The organism is Rhizobium album (assembly GCF_003122325.1).
Taxonomy (GTDB): domain Bacteria; phylum Pseudomonadota; class Alphaproteobacteria; order Rhizobiales; family Rhizobiaceae; genus Metarhizobium; species Metarhizobium album.
Map to the genome: position 1 here is coordinate 564441 of NZ_QFBC01000001.1, position 12345 is coordinate 576785.

At 64.1% G+C, this 12345-nt stretch carries 16 protein-coding genes, 1 pseudogene and 1 riboswitch; of the genes and pseudogenes, 11 read left to right on the plus strand and 6 right to left on the minus strand.

The window, feature by feature from the left end; genetic code table 11:
* Positions 1-104: 104 nt before the first annotated feature.
* On the plus strand, positions 105-2033 hold the full coding sequence (locus DEM27_RS02745) for an O-linked N-acetylglucosamine transferase, SPINDLY family protein (protein WP_109456637.1): 1929 nt from the start codon (positions 105-107) through the stop codon (positions 2031-2033).
* A 74-nt stretch (positions 2034-2107) separates the two neighbouring features.
* On the opposite strand, the gene DEM27_RS02750 is transcribed toward DEM27_RS02745, so the two are convergent.
* Complete coding sequence (locus tag DEM27_RS02750) at positions 2108-2896, minus strand: VOC family protein (RefSeq protein ID WP_109456638.1); 789 nt, start codon at positions 2894-2896, stop codon at positions 2108-2110.
* Positions 2897-3062: 166 nt separating this feature from the next.
* The gene (locus DEM27_RS02755; protein ID WP_109456639.1) at positions 3063-3791 is read right to left on the minus strand and encodes a DUF899 domain-containing protein; all 729 of its coding nucleotides are present in this window, start codon (positions 3789-3791) and stop codon (positions 3063-3065) included.
* 74 nt (positions 3792-3865) lie between these two features.
* Between DEM27_RS02755 and DEM27_RS02760 the strand changes: the two genes are divergently transcribed.
* Positions 3866-4312, plus strand: a complete 447-nt coding sequence (locus tag DEM27_RS02760) for a MarR family winged helix-turn-helix transcriptional regulator (protein ID WP_109456640.1) — start codon at positions 3866-3868, stop codon at positions 4310-4312.
* 45 nt (positions 4313-4357) lie between these two features.
* Positions 4358-4951, plus strand: a complete 594-nt coding sequence (locus tag DEM27_RS02765) for a YdeI/OmpD-associated family protein (RefSeq protein ID WP_109456641.1) — start codon at positions 4358-4360, stop codon at positions 4949-4951.
* A gap of 31 nt (positions 4952-4982) precedes the next feature.
* Here DEM27_RS02765 and DEM27_RS02770 read toward each other — a convergent pair.
* Positions 4983-5673 (minus strand): annotated as a pseudogene (locus tag DEM27_RS02770) (helix-turn-helix transcriptional regulator).
* Between the two features lie 133 nt (positions 5674-5806).
* Here DEM27_RS02770 and DEM27_RS02775 point away from each other — a divergent pair.
* From DEM27_RS02775 to DEM27_RS02810, 8 genes are all read left to right on the plus strand, one after another.
* On the plus strand, positions 5807-6448 hold the full coding sequence (locus DEM27_RS02775) for a LysE family translocator (protein WP_109456642.1): 642 nt from the start codon (positions 5807-5809) through the stop codon (positions 6446-6448).
* 215 nt (positions 6449-6663) lie between these two features.
* Positions 6664-7101 (plus strand): c-type cytochrome, encoded by a 438-nt coding sequence (locus tag DEM27_RS02780; RefSeq protein WP_109456643.1) that lies wholly within the window; start codon positions 6664-6666, stop codon positions 7099-7101.
* Between the two features lie 85 nt (positions 7102-7186).
* Positions 7187-8104, plus strand: coding sequence for a cytochrome c (locus DEM27_RS02785; protein WP_109456644.1), 918 nt, complete (start codon positions 7187-7189; stop codon positions 8102-8104).
* A 63-nt stretch (positions 8105-8167) separates the two neighbouring features.
* Positions 8168-8353 carry a type II toxin-antitoxin system HicA family toxin gene (locus tag DEM27_RS02790; protein ID WP_245445618.1) on the plus strand — a complete coding sequence of 62 codons (186 nt, stop codon included), beginning with the start codon at positions 8168-8170 and terminating at the stop codon, positions 8351-8353.
* On the plus strand, positions 8350-8679 hold the full coding sequence (locus DEM27_RS02795; protein WP_109456645.1) for a type II toxin-antitoxin system HicB family antitoxin: 330 nt from the start codon (positions 8350-8352) through the stop codon (positions 8677-8679). Before DEM27_RS02790 ends, DEM27_RS02795 begins: the two co-directional genes overlap by 4 nt.
* A gap of 92 nt (positions 8680-8771) precedes the next feature.
* Positions 8772-8986, plus strand: a riboswitch (cobalamin riboswitch).
* Between the two features lie 183 nt (positions 8987-9169).
* Positions 9170-9358, plus strand: a complete 189-nt coding sequence (locus DEM27_RS02800; RefSeq protein WP_109456646.1) for a CbtB domain-containing protein — start codon at positions 9170-9172, stop codon at positions 9356-9358.
* 15 nt (positions 9359-9373) lie between these two features.
* Complete coding sequence (locus DEM27_RS02805; RefSeq protein ID WP_109456647.1) at positions 9374-10114, plus strand: CbtA family protein; 741 nt, start codon at positions 9374-9376, stop codon at positions 10112-10114.
* Positions 10115-10176: 62 nt separating this feature from the next.
* On the plus strand, positions 10177-10464 hold the full coding sequence (locus DEM27_RS02810; RefSeq protein ID WP_109456648.1) for a hypothetical protein: 288 nt from the start codon (positions 10177-10179) through the stop codon (positions 10462-10464).
* An 85-nt stretch (positions 10465-10549) separates the two neighbouring features.
* Here DEM27_RS02810 and DEM27_RS02815 read toward each other — a convergent pair whose 3' ends face one another.
* The 3 genes from DEM27_RS02815 to DEM27_RS02825 all read right to left on the minus strand — a co-directional run bounded on the left by DEM27_RS02815 (position 10550) and on the right by DEM27_RS02825 (position 12278).
* The gene (locus tag DEM27_RS02815) at positions 10550-11122 is read right to left on the minus strand and encodes a DJ-1/PfpI family protein (protein WP_109456649.1); all 573 of its coding nucleotides are present in this window, start codon (positions 11120-11122) and stop codon (positions 10550-10552) included.
* A gap of 25 nt (positions 11123-11147) precedes the next feature.
* Complete coding sequence (locus tag DEM27_RS02820; protein ID WP_109456650.1) at positions 11148-11636, minus strand: GNAT family N-acetyltransferase; 489 nt, start codon at positions 11634-11636, stop codon at positions 11148-11150.
* A 216-nt stretch (positions 11637-11852) separates the two neighbouring features.
* Positions 11853-12278, minus strand: coding sequence for a MerR family transcriptional regulator (locus DEM27_RS02825; protein ID WP_109456651.1), 426 nt, complete (start codon positions 12276-12278; stop codon positions 11853-11855).
* Positions 12279-12345: the final 67 nt, after the last annotated feature.

The following is a 12345-nucleotide window of genomic DNA, read 5'->3' on the forward strand; positions in this document are numbered from 1 at the left end:
TGAGCTCTGCGGCAAAAGCTTCATGCAAGCCGCGGCGGTTTATACAGGGCTTCAGATGCGACAGGGTGCCCCCTTGCGCGCTGCACGGAAGCGAGATCCCCGATATGAGCCAGACCTTGAAGAAAGCCTTGCAGACCTATCAGCAGGGCGATTTCCCGTCGGCACTGAAATTGACGGAACGGGTCATTTCCGCGGAGCGTGTCCGCAACCAGGATACCTATGCCCTGCTTGGGAATACGAACCTGAAGCTCGGCCGGATGCTCGACGCCGCCGATGCCTTCGCGGAAGCATCCAGTTTTTCCAGCCCGAAAAGCGCCATGCTGGCCAAGTTTGCCGTTACCCTTTACCACAACGCCGGCGCACGCGATAAAATCCTCGGTGTCGGCGAGAGGGCCGTCAAGCTCAATCCCGGCGATACCGACCTCGCCTTCACCTACGTCAACACACTGTTTTCCGAGGGACGGTTTGGGGAAACCGCGCCGTATCTCGACAATCTCGACCGGACAAATCCGCAGCATATGGCGATGATCGTCAATTGCCACCGGTTGAACAACAATTTCGAAGTCCTGTTGCGCGAGTTGAAGCAGGCCTGCCGCCTCGACCCTGGCAACCTCCTGCTGCAGACTTCGAAATTCGTCGTCGGCCGCGAGGTCTGCGACGTCGAGATCCTCGCCGAATTCGAAGCGATCATGAAGGAGCCCGACGGTCCGCTGGCCACGAAGCTGCTGGCGAGCGAACCGGCGCTCGGCCGCGTCTTCTGGAACGACGACGAGGCGATCAGCCGCCGGCCGAATTCCGATTCGACCCGTGTCGCCGCCGTTCCGGCCGCGCCCGCCCGCCGGGCTTTTTCCGCCGCCGGCGGAAAGATCCGCATCGGCTACCTTTCCAACGATTTCTACGATCACCCGACGATGCGGCTGTTCGGCCAGGTGCTCGCCCTGCACGACCGGGATGCCTTCGACGTCACCCTGTTCTGCCATTCGGACGGCCAGCATCGCGACTGGCAGGAGCGCCATTTTCCGCCGGTGGTGCGCAAGGCGATCGTGCCGGTGAAGGAGATGAGCGACGGCGCCGCCGCAGATGCCATTTCGGCCCGCGATATCGACATCCTGGTCGATCTCAAGGGGCATACGATGAATGCCCGGCTGGGCATCGTCAATCGCTCCGATGCGCCGGTGAAAGCCACCTACCTTGGTTACCCCGGCAGCGTCCACGGCGCCGATCTCGATTACGCCATCACCGACCGTTTCGTCACGCCGGACGCCAGCAAGGCGTTCTTTACGGAAAAGCTCTGCCGCCTGCCGGAAAGCTACCAGGCCAACGACACGACGGGCCGGCCGCTGCCGCACGCCTCCAGCCGCGCCGAATGGAGCCTGCCGGAGGATGCCTTCGTCTTCGCCTCTTTCAATGCCGTGCCCAAGATCACGCCGCGCACCATCGCCTTGTGGGCGAATATCCTCGACCGCGTGCCCGGGTCGGTGCTCTGGATCCTCTGCGACCGACCGCTCGCCCGCGTCAACCTCCGCTCCGCCTTCGCCGAAGCCGGCATCGCCGGGGAGCGCATCCTGTTCACCGGCTCGGCCAATTATGCCGATCACCTTGCCCGGGTGCCGCTCGCCGATCTTGCTCTGGATACGTTCCCGTGCAACGGCCACACCACGACATCGGATATGCTCTGGGCCGGTCTGCCGGTGCTTTCCAGCCGGGGCAACAGTTTTGCATCGCGGGTTTCCGAAAGCCTGCTGAATGCCATCGGCCTGTCCGAACTGGTCGCCCGCGACGACGAGGCCTTCTGCACCATGGCAACCGCCATCGCCCGCGCGCCGGGCAAGGTGGCGGAACTGAAGGAGCGCCTTGAGGAAAACCGTTTCTGTGCGCCGCTGTTCAACGGCGCGCGCATCACCGCGCATCTGGAGCGCGCTTATGGCCTGATGGCGGAGCGGGCAAGGGCCGGGCTTGCGCCCGACCATATCGACGTGCCCGCCCTGCCGGCGCTGGAGCGTCCCTTCGCCAGCCGCCAGCGCGGCGGTTGAACCAAAGCCGCCAGCGCGGCGGTTGAACCAAAGCCGCCAGCGCGGCGGTTGAACGAAAGGCGCGGGCGGGACGATCAGCGCCCGCCGACCAGCGAGAAATAGGCGCCCTGCGGATCGGTGCACTGGATCACCCAGGCATCGCCGGGCACTTCCATCGGCCCGTTCAGCACCCGGCCGCCGGCGGACGTAACCCGCTCCAGGGCGGCGTCGATGGAATCGACGCAGAAATAGTAACCCCAGCACGGCACGGGGATATTGGGCTCCTTGGTCATGATGCCGCCGATCATCTTGCCGTTATGGGCGAACAGCAGGTATTTGCCGAGCGGACCCATGTCCATCTCGCTGTCCTTCGTCCAGCCGAAGACCTTGGAATAGAACTCCAGCGCCTCGTCGGCGTCGCCGGCATAAAGCTCGTGCCAGCCGTTGGCGCCCGGCGTGCCCATCGGCAGGTCTTCCGGCGGTGCGCCGTCCATGGGCGCCGGCTTGAAGACGATGATGGCAGCGCCATGCAGGTCGGCGACGACCGCAAACCGGCCGACGCCGGGGATATCGGCCGCCGGCCGCCAGATCTTGCCGCCGAGCTCGACGAATTTTGCCGCCGTGGCATCGACGTCGTCGACCGCAACATAACCGGTCCAGTTCGGCGGAATGCCCTGGGCCTTCATCTCGGCGGTGAGCGGCAGCATGCCGGCAATGCCGCGATCGTGGCTCGGCACCTCGAAGATGGTGTATTCGAAATCGACGCCGGACATGCCGGAGTCCTTGGCGTTCCAGCCGATGACGTCGTGGTAGAACTTCGCGGCTGCCGCGGTGTCGGGGGTCAGCAGTTCGTACCAGACGAATTTGCCATGCGTATCGGACATAAAACTCTCCCTTTTTGACAAATGGTGGTCGTGAGACGGGCCGATCCGGGACGGCCCGACTGTCTTTCCGGTGGCATCCGCCGGACCGTGCGATGACGATCATCGCGCCGGCGGATGACGGCGTGATAAAGGCAAGTAGAGTCGGGGTCGTGCCCGGAAAAGCTCGTCAATGGCAGCAGGCAGCGGCCTTGGGCTTGTCCTCGTATTCGTCGTGGCGCCGCATCCAGTCCATGATTTCCGTCTCGTTGCGGCCTTTCGGCGCGCGGTCGAGGATCATGTAGGTGCCGATCAGTTCTTCCGGACCGCGGGCGTAGCTCGAATAGGTGTGGAAGACGTCGCCGTTCTCGTCCTTGTAGAAGGCGCTGAGGCCGGGCAGTTCGTCATGGGCCTGCTCCGGCGGAATGGCGGTGAAGTTGTAGAAGACGTTTTCCCCCGCCAGGTCCTTTGGCGTGAACGACACGTGATAGTCGAAGTTGAAATCGCTGTCTTCCGACGAGACCCAGGGAAAGTGCCAGCCCATGCGGCGCTTGTAGGCATCGATCTTGGCAAGCGGTGCGCGCGACACGGCAACAAGCGTCACGTCGTGATGGTTGAGATGCGGCAGCGTGCCGTCGAGATGGTCCGCCAGGAAGGAGCAGCCGGGGCAACCTGCTTCCCACTGCGGACCCAGCATGAAATGGTAGATCATCAACTGGCTGCGGCCGTCGAAAAGGTCGGCCAGCGTCTTGCGGCCGGCGGCGGTGTCGAAGGCATAGGCCTTGTCGACCTTGACCCAGGGCAAAGCGAGCCGGGCCTCGTTGAGACGGTCGCGCTGCCGCGTCGCCTCCTTCTCTTGCACCAGAAGCGCACGGCGTGCTTCCAGCCATTCTTCACGCGATACGACAGGATGGGGCATGATAGGCACTCTCCTCAAAGTGTTCTCGTTTTCTTCTCCTTGACGGTATAGGTTGATATCAACATAAATCGGATATGTCAAACCAGGACCTGATTCCTTTTTCGACGACGCTTTTCGTGCGTGACACTTGCCTCTGCCTGCATGCGCAGCGGGCGGCACGCGCCCTGGCGCGCCGGTTCGACGAGGTCTTGAAGCCGTACGGGCTGACGAACGGGCAGTTTTCGCTGCTGATGTCGCTCAACCGCCCCGAGCCGCCGCCGATGAAACCCGTCGCCGACCTGCTCGCCATGGACCGCACGACGCTGACGGCGATGCTGAAACCGCTGTCGCGCCGCGGCCTGGTCGAGATCGCCACAGACCCGAAGGACCGGCGCGGCAAACGCCTCAAGCTGACGGAAGAGGGCCGGGCGGCGCTGATCGGCGCCTTCCCGGTGTGGAAAAGCACGCATGAAGAGATCGAGGCCGGCCTTGCCGGCGGCGATGCCGAACGCCTGCGCCGGGACTTGCGGGATATCCGCTGAACCGCATATTGCTACGCGGATGACGGGTCAGCGAGGAGGTGCGGCGTGTCCGAGCGCAAAACGAATCCCAAGATCGATACGGTTCTGGCCAGGGAGGAGAAATGGGGACGGGAATTCGAGGCGTTGCGCCGTTTCGCGCTCGACTGCGGTCTGTTCGAGGACCTGAAGTGGGGTTGCCCCTGTTATTCGCTGGGCAAGGGAAACGTCGTTCTCATCCATGGCTTCAAGGAGTATTGCGCCTATCTCTTCTTCAAGGGCGCGCTGATGACCGATCCCGACGGCATCCTTGTCCAGCAGACGGAAAACGTCCAGGCTGCCCGCCAGGTCCGCTTCACCGGCCTTGAGCAGATCGCCGGCATGGAGGCCGTGCTCAAGGACTACATCCACCGGGCCATTGCCGTTGAAAAGGCCGGTCTGAAAGTGGAATTCAAGAAAACGGCCGATTTTGCCATGCCGGACGAGTTCCGCGACCGCCTTGCGGAAGACCCGGATCTGAGCGCCGCCTTCGATGCCCTGACGCCGGGCCGCCAAAAAGCCTACCTGCTGCACTTCTCCTCGGCCAAGCAGGCCAAGACCCGCGAAACCCGCATCGACAAGGCGGCGCCGCGGATCCTGGAAGGCAAGGGGCTGGACGACTAAAAGACGTCGCGCGCTTTGACCTGACCGTGAATCAGGGAACCGCCTGCACAGGCGCCGCCGACCAGCCGCTCGTCCACAATTCGCGCAAACCATTGCCTTCGCCGGGGAAAACTCGTCGAGCGGGACGCCGTCTTCCACCCGGTCGGCGCGGAAATTGCGGATGGCGGCGCGCAGCTCGCACCAGGCGACGATGACGGCGGCTGCCGAATAATAGATCAGCGCCAGGGGCCGGATCTTGCGTTCGGTGGCGTTGCCCAGTTCGTCCCGGTAGTCGATCAGCAGCTTGCGTTCGTCGCGGATCGCCTGCCTGACGAGGCCGAGGTCGATGCCGTCGGGGGCGGGGGCGACGCTGCCCCAGGCGTGCAGGGCATTGCGGTGCAGCACCTGCCGTAGCGGGCCGGGCACGGCGGCGGCAATCTTGGCGTTGACGCCCTTCGCCGCCTGCTTCAACGCTTCGTCGGCCGTGCGCTCCAGAAGCGCCAGCGACAGCACGATCGCCTCCATCTCCTCGATCGAAAACATCAGCGGCGGCAGGTCGAAGCCGGGCCGCAGGATATAGCCGATGCCTCGATCGGCACCCGCATTGCCTGCAGCGCGGCGATGTCGCGGTAGATGGAGCGCGGTGTCACCTCCAGCGCGGCGCCGATCGCCGCCGCCGTCACCGGTTTTTTCGCCAGCCGCAGGATCTGGATGATCTCGAAGAGGCGGGACGCCTTGCGCATCGGCTTTTCCTTGTCCGTCAGCCATCACAACTGACACAGCCCTGTCAGTTGCCCTTGCGTATAGAACCATCCAAGCAATTGAAAAACAAGCGCGACGGAAAATTTCCGCGCCAGAAGATGGAAACTTACTGACATGGACTACATGGGCAACCTCTGGCTTTTCCTCGTTCTGCTCTTCGGCATCATCGTCGTGCCGGGTCTCGACATGCTGTTCGTCATGGCCAATGCGCTGACCAACGGCCGCAGCGCCGGTTTTGCGGCGACCGGCGGCATCATGGCCGGCGGCGCGGTGCATACGCTCTACGGCGCGCTCGGCGCCGGCCTGATCGCCCGGTGGCTGCCGTGGCTTTTCGTGCCGATGCTGGTCGCCGGCGCCGCCTACATGATCTGGATCGGCTATACGCTGATGCGCAGCTCCATCACCGTCGACGCCGTCGGCCGCAGCGACAGCCGTTCGCTGCGCACCGCCTTCCGCCAGGGCGCGCTCACCTGCCTGATCAATCCCAAGGCCTATATGTTCGTGCTCGCCGTCTATCCGCAGTTCGTCCGGCCGGAATACGGCCCGGTCTGGCAGCAGGCGCTGGTAATGGGCGTGATGACGGCGCTGATGCAGTTGCTCGTCTACGGCGCCGTGGCGCTGGCCGCCGGCAGGAGCCGCGATGCGCTGATCGCCAATCCCGCCGCGACCATCCTTGTCGGGCGCGGAGCCGGCCTGCTGCTCGTCGTCGTCGCCGCCGTCATGTTGTGGCAGAGCATCGGCAGCCATTTCGCCTGAACGGTGGGCGGCAGGCAGTGCAAACGAAAAAGTTGAAAGTAAAAATCATCTTTATAAAGCGCCTTTGGAAGCAATGTCCGCCGTGATGACCGGATGATGACGCATGGCGAAGAAAAAAATCACTCTTTTGTTACTCCCCTCGGTGCTATTTCCTGTAATCATACCCATCGCTAGACACGACTGGCCATCCAGGCCGGCGGCATGGGAGAAGACAGATGAAATTGAGACTGATCGCCACCGCGGCCATTCTTGCCACGTTCGGCCTGGGTTCGGCTTTTGCCGTCGGCACCCATGAAGATCGCGAAGCCATCATGAAGAAGGTCGGCGGCGCCACCGGCGCGCTCGCCGCCATCGCCAAGGGCGAGAAGCCTTACGATGCCGAGGCGGTCAAGGCGGCACTGTCGACCATTTCCGAAAACGCCAAGGCCTTCCCGGACCAGTTCCCGCCGGGTTCGGAAACCGGCGACAAGGCCGCAAGCCCGAAGATCTGGGAGACTTTTGACGACTTCAAGGCGAAGTCGCTGAAGCTGTCGGCCGATGCCGACGCGGTGCTGGCGCAACTGCCGGCCGATGCCGCCGGTGTCGGCGCCGCCCTGAAAACCCTCGGCGCCAATTGCGGCGGCTGTCATCAGGTCTATCGCATCAAGGAATGATCCCCGGCAATAGACCCACCCGACAAGATACGTTGGTCGCCAGCGGCTGGCGGCGCTTTTGCAACTGGAGACGAGGAGGAACGCCATGTTCGCCAGACTGATCCGCATCCTGCTCTGTCTGATCGGCGTCGGCGTCATCGGCGCCGTGGCGTTTTACATCGTCACTGCGCCGTCGCCGCAGCCGGACGAGCACTGGGCCGGGCTGGGCGACCCCGACCTTGCCAACGGCGAGCGGATCTTCTGGGCCGGCGGCTGTGTCAGTTGCCATGCCGCCAAGGGAGCGGAGGGCGAGGCGCAACTGGTGCTGTCCGGCGGGCTGCCGCTGGCCAGCCCCTTCGGCACCTTCCATGTGCCGAACATCTCGCCGGACGAGACGGCCGGCATCGGCGGCTGGACGCTGGCGCAGTTCGGCAACGCCATGACCCGCGGTGTCGGCCGCAATGGCGAACATCTCTATCCTTCCTTTCCCTACGGCTCCTATGCCCGCATGACGGCGAAGGATATCAACGACCTCTACGGCTACATCCGCACCCTGCCGAAAAGCACCAATGTCGCGGCGCCGCACGATCTGCCGTTTCCGTTCAATATCCGCCTGTCGCTCGGCGGCTGGAAATTCCTCTATTTTACCGACGCGCCGCGCGTGACGCTGGCGTCGGCCGACGACAAGGTGAAGCGCGGGCAATATCTGGTCGAGGGACCGGGCCATTGCGGCGAATGCCACACGCCGCGCAATGCGCTCGGCGGTTTCCTGGCCGACCAATGGCTGGCCGGCGCACCCAATCCGGAAGGCAAGGGACGCATTCCCAACATCACCCCCGGCTCGAAGAGCATCGGCGAATGGAGCGAGGCCGACATCGCCACCTATCTCGAAACCGGCTTCACCCCGGATTTCGATTCGGTCGGCGGTTCGATGGTCGAGGTGCAGAAGAACATGGCGCGCCTGCCGGCGGAGGATCGCGAGGCGATCGCCGCCTATCTCAAGGCGGTTCCGGCACGACAGTGATTGCAAAGAACGATTGCAGATCGTAAGTTGCTTGCATGAACAGCAAGCAGCGCAGAACGCTCGATGCGATTTTCCGCCCTTCTGTCCCTCGGCTGCCGGTTGATCGAAGGCAGCGGCTCGCGGGTTCGTTTCGAAAAGGAAGGGCTGGTCGCCGCCTTCCATGGGCCGAATCCCGAGAGGCAAGCGAAACGCTATCAGGTCGGGGATGCGCGGGCCTATCTGCAGCAATTGGGAGTAACGAAGCCATGAACAGCCTGAGCTACAAGGGATATTCCGCCCGAATCGAGTTCGATGCCGAAGACGAGCTGTTTTTCGGCAGGCTGGCCGGCGTGTCGGATGTGGTGGGTTTCCACGGCGATAGCGTCGGAAACCTGAAACAGGCGTTCCACGAGGCGGTGGACGATTATATCGAGACCTGCCGCAAGCTCGGCAAGCCGCCGCAAAAGCCCTATTCCGGAAAGATGATGTTTCGGGTCGATCCCGATGTGCATGCGCGGGCGGCAAAGGCGGCGGATCTCGCCGGCAAGAGCCTCAACCAGTGGGCGGAGGACGTCCTTTCCAAGGCGGCCGGTTAGGGCGGCAGCCCGCGGCGCACGGTCCGGCGGGTGCCGGTGTCTTTCCACACTCCTTGCGTCCATCATATTGACACGCCGCACGGCGGCGGCGATAGTTGCCGCTCTTGATGGTTCCCTCAAGGCTAAGCCTCGGGGATGAAAAGGGAATGCGCTAGGGACGACCCAAAGGGGGCCCGAAGCGCGGCTGCCCCCGCAACTGTACGCGGCGAGTCGTGAATCGAAGAGGCCACTGGTGGGGACACCGGGAAGGCGAGGTTCAGGACAAAGACCTGCGAGCCAGGAGACCTGCCATCATGGAGATCCGAACCGGGCGGGGTGTCCCGAAATTGGAGTTGATGGTGTGGATGGCGTCACCGGAAGGGTCGCTGCCGCATATGGCTTCAGCTTTCCTGCCCCAAAACCGCTAGGATCGACATCGGTTCGCTTTGGCCGCGCGTCGCCGGCCGGGCATGGCTTTTATGCGACGCACGATATCGGAGAGGGTCGATACATGTCTGTTCAGCAAAACGCTTCCACCACGGTCGCAGCATCCGGCGCCCGGGCCGGCTCGGTCGTACAGTCGGCCATGGCCGTCTGCCTCGGCTTGTTCGTCGTCGGTTTCGTCGGCTTCTCGCATGTCGAGATCGTCCACAATGCGGCGCACGACACGCGCCACGCCAACGCATTTCCCTGCCATTGAGGTAACGGTTTCATCATGTCGGTTTTCCGATCCATTGTCTTTACCTCGGTGCTCACCGGGTTGATCGTCGGCGTCGCCGTCAGCGCCGTCCAGCATTTCGGCACCACGCCGCTCATTCTCCAGGCCGAGACCTACGAGAACGCGGTGCCCGCCCATAACCATGAAGCCGCAACGCCCGAGGCCGGCCAGGAAGCGGCCGCCGCGGCGCCGGCAACCGCCGAGGCCGCACCGGCCGAGGAAGAAGCCTGGGGGCCGGCCGACGGCGCCGAACGCTTCCTCTATACGGCAGCAGCCAACATCCTGACAGCCATCGGTTATGCGCTGGTGCTGACGGGTCTCTTCAGCCTGCGGTCGAAGACGATCGGCTGGCGCGAAGGCCTGTTGTGGGGGCTTGGCGGTTTTGCCGCCGTCATGCTGGCGCCGATGCTCGGCCTGCCGCCGGAACTGCCCGGTACGCCGGCCGCACCGCTGTTCGATCGCCAGGTCTGGTGGATCGGCACGGTCGCTGCCACGGCTGCCGGCCTTGCCCTGATCGCCTTCCAGCGCAAGCCATGGGCTGCAGTGCTGGGGATCGTGCTGATCGTCGCGCCGCATGTCATCGGCGCACCGGCGATGCCTGAGGGCGAAACCGCTCTGGCGCCGGCCGTCCTGGAGCATCGCTTCATCGTCGCTGCCGTCGTTTCGAGCTTCATCTTCTGGGCGCTGCTCGGTTCCATCAGCGGCAGCCTCTATCGTCGCTTCGAGGCGTCGGCTTGACGGCAGGGCAATTTCTGCAAGGCCGCGAAACGGCCTTGCACCCACAATTGCGTGAGGACGACGTGCCGGAGCATTCTGCTCCGGCCGCCACCTGGCGGGGCGATATCGATGCCCTGCAATTTACCGCTGCCGATCATGGCGGCATCTGCCTGATCCACAGGCTCGCCTTCCGCAGCCTCGTCGGACGCATGCCGGAGCGTGCCGATTGTCTGGCCTATTTTTCAACGCATGCGGAAAATTTCGCAACTGCCGCCCGGCAGAAGATCGCCGCCCAGGCCGTTCCGCCCGGCCGCAATTTCCATCTGAACAGCCGCGACATCCGCCGCGCGCTTGACGGGCCTTCATCCTGAGATTTTTGCCGGATCGGGACCCACGTTTCGTGCGTCTCCTATCGTGACGCGGCGTTGCGAGCCTATCGCCGCCTGCCAGCCGTGATCAGTTCGCCCCATGCTCCCGGCCAAACAGTGCCAGATACTCCTCCATCTCCCGGCTGCCGCGCCCGAGGGCGCGAAAAATTTCGGCAGTGAAGGTGATCGGCGCCGTGCCGGGGGCGGTGATGATCATGCGGTCGCTGACGGCGGCCGGCTGGTCGCGGTAGAACGCCTGGCCGCGATAGGCCGGGCTGGTGGCAAGCAGGGCGGCTTCGTTGCTGGTATGGGTTACCTCGTCAAGCACGCCGGCCCGGGCAAGCGCCAGCGTGCCGGCGCAGATGCCGGCCACCAGCTTGCCCGCCTCGGCGAAAGCGCGGATGGTCGAGCCGAAATCCGGCGCCGCGTCCGTCTGCCAGATCTCGCCGCCGCAGACGACCAGGCCGGCGTGATCCTGCGGGTCGAGCCGCTCGACAGCTACCTCCGGCACCACCCTTATGCCGCCCATCGACTTCACGGGCCGGGCACCGGGCGATGCGACGGTAAAGTCGAGGCCGAAGGAGGAGCGCCCCTCGGCCATCAGCAGCGCCACCTCCCAATCCGCATAGAATTCCGTCAGGGCGATCGCCAGTTTCGTCATGGTCTTGCCTCCCGGAAATGACGATTCAGGCCAGTGCCTGCAAAAAGCGCATGCCGGTCACCGGCTGCGGCTTGAAATCCATGTGTTCGTAGAAGCGATGGGCGACAAAATTGCCGGTCGCAGCCGCCACCGAAAGATAGTCGCAGCCGGCATTGCGGGCGTGATCGCGGGCGCGGGCGACAAGATGTTCGCCGATGCCGTGGCCACGGTGGCCGTTGCGGACGAAGAGGTGGTGCAGGTCCATGCCGCGCTTGCCTTCCTGCGCCCTGTAGAGCGGCACGAGGATGGCGTATCCGATCAGCTCGCCGGCGGCTTCGGCCACCAGCGCGTGGATCCAGGGCAGGGGGCCGAACAGGTCGCGCTCCAGCCGGTCGGCGGTAATCTGCGCCGCATCGCCGTGATGGGCGGCCAGCAGGGTGATCATCTCGTTGAGTTCGGGCAGGTCGCGCGGCTTTGCGGCACGGATTGTAACGACGGCCGGTCGCGGAATGGTGAGGTCTATGTCTTCGGTCATGGCTTCCTTCTTTCTTGCGGTTTGACCGCCAGGACGCCGTTTCCCTAGAAAAACAAAAGCCGCCCTGGTGGCGGCCTGTTTGACATGATCAATCAGCCGCTCCTATCGGAACAGCCAAAAATACGAGCATACGTGGTGCGAGATCTTGATCATGGCGCAGAAGATTCCCCGAATCGCCTCGCTTGTCAAGCCGCCTTCTTTGCTGTCGCGCGGCGCTCAGGCTGGCGGGTGATCGCCGTCGCACAGGCCGTGGTCGGAAAGGGCGCGGATGACGTAGCAATCGCCGATCGTGTGGCCCTCGCAATGGGAGACGATGCGCTCCAGCTCCCGTTCCAGCTTCTGCAGCCGGGCGATGCGCTGGCGCACGGAGGCCAGATGGCTGGCGGCGATCCGGTCGGCGCCGTCGCAGGGCTGCTCGGGATGGCGGCTCAGGCGGATGAGCTCGCGGATCTCGTCGATCGACAGGCCGAGGTCGCGGGCATGGCGGATGAAGGCAAGGCGCTCGAGATCGGCCTTGCCGTAGCGCCGCTGGTTGCCCTCCGAACGCTCCGGCGCCGAAATCAGCGCCATCTGCTCATAGTAGCGGATGGTCGGCACCTTGACGCCGGTCCTGCGCGAGAGGTCGCCGATCGACAGGTTCATTCTCAGCCTCCAAAGCTATAGTTTCTGGAGGGATTAGATAATCGCTTCACGCCGGAAAGCAAGAGAG

Excerpts from the sequence above, each read along its gene's own strand:
- DEM27_RS02800 (WP_109456646.1), top strand. The coding sequence starts at position 9,170 with ATGTCTGTTCAGCAAAACGCTTCCACCACGGTCGCAGCATCCGGCGCC.
- DEM27_RS02750 (WP_109456638.1), bottom strand. The coding sequence starts at position 2,896 with ATGTCCGATACGCATGGCAAATTCGTCTGGTACGAACTGCTGACCCCC.
- DEM27_RS02820 (WP_109456650.1), bottom strand. The coding sequence starts at position 11,636 with ATGACCGAAGACATAGACCTCACCATTCCGCGACCGGCCGTCGTTACA.
- DEM27_RS02825 (WP_109456651.1), bottom strand. The coding sequence starts at position 12,278 with ATGAACCTGTCGATCGGCGACCTCTCGCGCAGGACCGGCGTCAAGGTG.
- DEM27_RS02755 (WP_109456639.1), bottom strand. The coding sequence starts at position 3,791 with ATGCCCCATCCTGTCGTATCGCGTGAAGAATGGCTGGAAGCACGCCGT.
- DEM27_RS02760 (WP_109456640.1), top strand. The coding sequence starts at position 3,866 with ATGTCAAACCAGGACCTGATTCCTTTTTCGACGACGCTTTTCGTGCGT.
- DEM27_RS02780 (WP_109456643.1), top strand. The coding sequence starts at position 6,664 with ATGAAATTGAGACTGATCGCCACCGCGGCCATTCTTGCCACGTTCGGC.
- DEM27_RS02790 (WP_245445618.1), top strand. The coding sequence starts at position 8,168 with ATGCGATTTTCCGCCCTTCTGTCCCTCGGCTGCCGGTTGATCGAAGGC.
- DEM27_RS02795 (WP_109456645.1), top strand. The coding sequence starts at position 8,350 with ATGAACAGCCTGAGCTACAAGGGATATTCCGCCCGAATCGAGTTCGAT.
- DEM27_RS02775 (WP_109456642.1), top strand. The coding sequence starts at position 5,807 with ATGGACTACATGGGCAACCTCTGGCTTTTCCTCGTTCTGCTCTTCGGC.
- DEM27_RS02785 (WP_109456644.1), top strand. The coding sequence starts at position 7,187 with ATGTTCGCCAGACTGATCCGCATCCTGCTCTGTCTGATCGGCGTCGGC.
- DEM27_RS02745 (WP_109456637.1), top strand. The coding sequence starts at position 105 with ATGAGCCAGACCTTGAAGAAAGCCTTGCAGACCTATCAGCAGGGCGAT.
- DEM27_RS02805 (WP_109456647.1), top strand. The coding sequence starts at position 9,374 with ATGTCGGTTTTCCGATCCATTGTCTTTACCTCGGTGCTCACCGGGTTG.
- DEM27_RS02815 (WP_109456649.1), bottom strand. The coding sequence starts at position 11,122 with ATGACGAAACTGGCGATCGCCCTGACGGAATTCTATGCGGATTGGGAG.